Source organism: Halorubrum sp. SS7 (assembly GCF_005435055.1).
In the GTDB taxonomy this organism is placed as follows: domain Archaea; phylum Halobacteriota; class Halobacteria; order Halobacteriales; family Haloferacaceae; genus Halorubrum; species Halorubrum salinarum.
This window is the reverse complement of the sequence record NZ_SGXV01000044.1, coordinates 1-4,006: the sequence shown is the minus strand read 5'-3', so window position 1 is coordinate 4,006 and position 4,006 is coordinate 1. Positions and strand designations below refer to the sequence as shown.

The window sequence follows — 4,006 nt, the reverse complement described above, 5'->3', positions numbered from 1 at the left end:
CTTTGAACTCTGCCTTGGTGACTCTGTCAGGGAGCTCGTCTTCGAAGTCACGGTAGTAGCTTTGGTACGATTCAGCCACGCGAGATGCAACATCGTCGTCGACCGACTCGAACAATCGATGCCGGAGGACTGCCGCGACCTCGTCGTCATCGGTAGGTGTAACCGCGTGTTCGGTGCGTTCGGAGATGCCGTCGAGGTCGGTGATGAGGTCTTGGACTACCTGTGCGCGGTCCTCGAACGCAGTAGCAGAGACTGAAAGGATGACAGTGACTGCGTCGGTGTTCTGCGTGGCTCGCATGAGCGACCAGAGGAAGGAGTTCGTCTGGTCAGCTAGCGTGGACCCCTCGACACCGACGGCTGCGGCCTGCTCGAAGTATTGGGCCACCTCGTCGATGAGTACCAGTCCCGGGTCGTCCATCATCTCGAAGAGTTCGACTACGTCCGACTCTCCGGGGGCAACGCGGTCGTTGTCGTACTCGCTAAACATCGCGTATCCTTCCGCACCGGCTAGCTGATACGCGAGTTCGCCCCACATCGTCTGCGTGTTCGGTGCACTCGGGTCGTCCTTGTTACATTTCGCCTTGCTCGCGCTGACGTACCCGCCTTCGAAAACGGCTGTCCGAACAGATAGTTCGTCTTTGACCTCTTCAAACTGCGAACGTGCTTCGTCGTCGACGATGTACTGTGATAGGTCGTCGATTACGTCCGGGTTCTGCGAGAAGTGGTACGCGGCGATTTGTGAGTGGGTTTTTCCACCACCGAATACCGTATCGAGTGAGAGAAGCCCATCTTCTCCGCTGAACTCGTCTTGCTCTTTGCCGACGTATCGTTTCGCAAGCAGAGTGAGGAGGTCCTGTAGTCCATCTGTTGGATACGTCTTCTCGAAGAAGGTATCCGGGTTTCCATAGATTTCAGGGGCCTCATCCTGTCGAAACACTACATCGGAGAGCTTCGCAGCGAACTCATTTTCCGACAGTGTTCCCGATAGCACATCGTCGTGGGGAGTACACGACTCAAAGAGTGTGGGAATCTGTGGAGCCATTGATGATACTGTCACAAATGTGGGGGGGTTAGTAAGTAGTTGCGTCTGTATTATCACCTAGTGTAACGGCTGAATACCAACGTGAAAGCCACCAAGATATGGTATTACTAGCTAACAGCCCGCAGCTGTCCTATTAGTGAGTCTTAGTCCGGCTTTGTCAGAGGTCATATCTATTCGGTAGGGTTACTGCTGTTTCCCAATTGTGACTCACGCTTATCCAAAATATCTCGAACTCGTTCATTTACGTCCTCTGTCTCGATAGAGGCCGGAATTAGAACGAGTACACCCAAGTTTGCCTGTCGGTGGATTGCAGTGTTCGCCGTTAATCTGAGTCGGTGTACTGCGTTTGTGACGAGAACCCGATGTCCTGAGTCGCTAAGTCGAGACAGCGAAGTCACCGAAGATGGTCGACGACCATCGGAACCGTCAGAGAAGTCCCGTAACTTGATGAGGTCTGCTGGGTCCATTTCATTGATTGTTTCATTTGTAGTTGCAGCGTCGTAGAGCTCAATCCATTGGTTAACCGGCATCTGTTCGTGTGTGACAAGAATTAATTCTCCGTCGACGACAGTGATTCGAAGGGAATCACCGGTCTCCCATCCAGTATCATCCACGAGAGACGAATTTATATAAATCCCATAGGAGGTCTTTGCGTTCCCACCAACGATGTGGAGTTGAACCATCTAATTACCCCTTTGAATTTCAGCTGAGGTGCGTTCTCTATCGTAGCCAGACCCGATGCTGTACAATTTCCAGAAAATTGTCATAGTTTCAGAGACTGCTATTCCGGCTTTATACATATCTACAGCACGGAGATGACTTCCTCACCACAGAACCTGAATCGTCTGAACCAGTCTGGTTATTCGGAAGGATATGTAGATTTCTTCATTTAGCACGGGAACCACTGTATGGTGGAACTACAAAACCGATAGACAGAGGCTTATTTTAAGGAAAGTATATTAACTGAACCAACGTACCTGTTGTTGTCATTGATGCGCTGTCGCGGACTGTCCGTGACACCTCACCGAGACATTCAGCTGACCGCAGTTTCAGTCGACAGTTGGAACCACTGACGGCTGGTTCAGTTGATACGGAATCGTGACTAAAAATGAGCACAGAAAATCAAAACAGCAAAGATAGACAGAAGACAGCCGAGTTAAGAGGTCTTGCAAAATATGACCTGACGGACTGTCCTGACAGTTTAGTATCCGACCTCTACCAACACATCATTGAACTACAGGATGATTTGGAGTCAGTATCAAGAGAGTATAACACCTATCTTGATTCGGATGTCCGCCCTCTGGTAGAGCCTCTTGCGCATTTAGCGGTAAATGCTCAGGGAGAGGTTCAACAACGCGAGGCGTTAGATGTACATGAGATTATGGATAAGGCACGACATCAAGAGTAGTTCGACTCGCCTTACGTACTAGTTTTCTCAGAGATGCTTAGACCTGCTATTAGTCATAATCTTCCCATGATTGGGCCTGTTCTAGCAAGTCTCCTCGTTTCACTTGCTTCCACAGCGCTTGTTCCTCCTCTTCTGTATCGGGAGAGTGTCTAGGGCACCACGCATAGAGTTCCGGCTCACGAGGAACTACGAGGTGGGCGACGTGGATTCGAACGCCTTCTTCGCCGACGGGTTCGCCGCAGGTGCTACAGCGTAAGTCGTCCGGCCAGTCTATGTCGTCATCCATAGTATGCCTATGACTTCGACCACAATAAGTGTCAACTTGATTACTGTATTTTAACTCTACTACGTTCAACAACTGGAACCGTCGCCCGGTACCGACTGGGTGCTTCGCTCCGCTCCACTCACCGCCCTACCCAGAGAAAAATAATCCTTGTTCAGTTTGAGAGACGATGTTCCTTCTTGCGCTCTCTCCGTTACTTGGTAAGATGGGTTCCGTGTTCGAAACCGAGAAGTCTTGTACCCAGACTCAGGTAATCCCTTAGATGATTATTCCCTTCGAAGATAACTTGAATCATGGATATTCGGTCTCTCTTAGGGGGTGTCTCTAAGAGAATCCGTCGAGCGTGGGTTCGCACCCTGTCGAAGCCTCTTACCGAGGCTTTGGATTATACCCCGCCGAAGCCTCTCTCAGCATGCTTTCGAAGCCTTCGTCGCCCATACACCTTTGCCGTCTTATTGCCAATAATTTGGTATGAATAGAATGAATGAGACGAACGAAACGCGCCAGTTCGTCTCGGCGGTGCTTGAAGAAGACGGGAGAGCGTCGATGGCTCAGATACGGCGGAGAACCGACTTGACCGAAGGCCAGCTTCAACATCAGTTTCGCAAGATGGAGCAACACGAGTTTATTGAAGTGGAGCGCGCGCAAATCCCTTCGCAGTCCGGGTCGCGGATGAAGGTCGCAGTTATCCCGGAGGGGATGCGCGACGAAGCAGAAGCGCTCTTGTCTCATGATAGGAAGCCTGAGCGGACGACCGTCGACGTTGTGGACCTCGCGGTCAACGTAGATGAGTACGTGGATTTTGTCAAAAATACCGTCTACCCGGAGTTAGAACGTCTTACCACTAGGGTCGCTGATTTGGAAGCGCAATTGTCAGAGCCCGAGTCAACCGATGAGTCTACACCGTCTGAAGAAGACGAGGGGCTCGCTTATGCTCGAAGAATTGGACTGGTTGAAGAAGGAACAGACGAACCAATCCGTTGAGAGAGAGCTTAGCTAATCAGTTAACCAGATAATTAATTAGACAGTTAATTGGAAACCCCGTTCACTAGTTCTGTACTGCGCGCATTTCTTCGAGAATCGATTTCTCGGTTGGTACAGTAAGATATGGCTCAATTGCTGAATACGAAGACCACCCGCCTATGGCCATCATGACGCGTACAGGGACTTTCTTTTCGACTAAGTGAAGGTGCGCCCAGTGCCGGCGGCAGTCGTGCGAGGACACGTGTTCCCATTCGTCAGGTTCTTGCTCGTCTTCGGCTAGTACGTCAGC

General features: G+C 50.7%; 3 protein-coding genes and 1 pseudogene. 2 read left to right on the top strand and 2 right to left on the bottom strand.

Going from position 1 to position 4,006, the window contains the following annotated elements:
* The coding region (locus tag EXE44_RS16165) for a DUF499 domain-containing protein (protein ID WP_137717937.1) at nucleotides 1–1,042 on the bottom strand (1,042 nt) is incomplete at its 3' end.
* Between the two features lie 1,108 nt (nucleotides 1,043–2,150).
* On the opposite strand from EXE44_RS16165, the gene EXE44_RS16160 reads away from it, so the two are divergent.
* Entirely contained in the window at nucleotides 2,151–2,450 is a 300-nt protein-coding gene (locus EXE44_RS16160) for a hypothetical protein (RefSeq protein WP_137705916.1), read from the top strand.
* Nucleotides 2,451–3,204: 754 nt separating this feature from the next.
* The gene (locus EXE44_RS16155) at nucleotides 3,205–3,717 is read left to right on the top strand and encodes a helix-turn-helix transcriptional regulator (RefSeq protein ID WP_137717936.1); all 513 of its coding nucleotides are present in this window, start codon (nucleotides 3,205–3,207) and stop codon (nucleotides 3,715–3,717) included.
* 64 nt (nucleotides 3,718–3,781) lie between these two features.
* Here the strand turns inward: EXE44_RS16155 and EXE44_RS21130 are convergent.
* Nucleotides 3,782–4,006: pseudogene (locus EXE44_RS21130) on the bottom strand (site-specific integrase); the annotation flags it as partial.

Coding starts and splice junctions, on each gene's coding strand:
- EXE44_RS16160 (WP_137705916.1), top strand. CDS start 2,151: ATGAGCACAGAAAATCAAAACAGCAAAGATAGACAGAAGACAGCCGAG.
- EXE44_RS16155 (WP_137717936.1), top strand. CDS start 3,205: ATGAATAGAATGAATGAGACGAACGAAACGCGCCAGTTCGTCTCGGCG.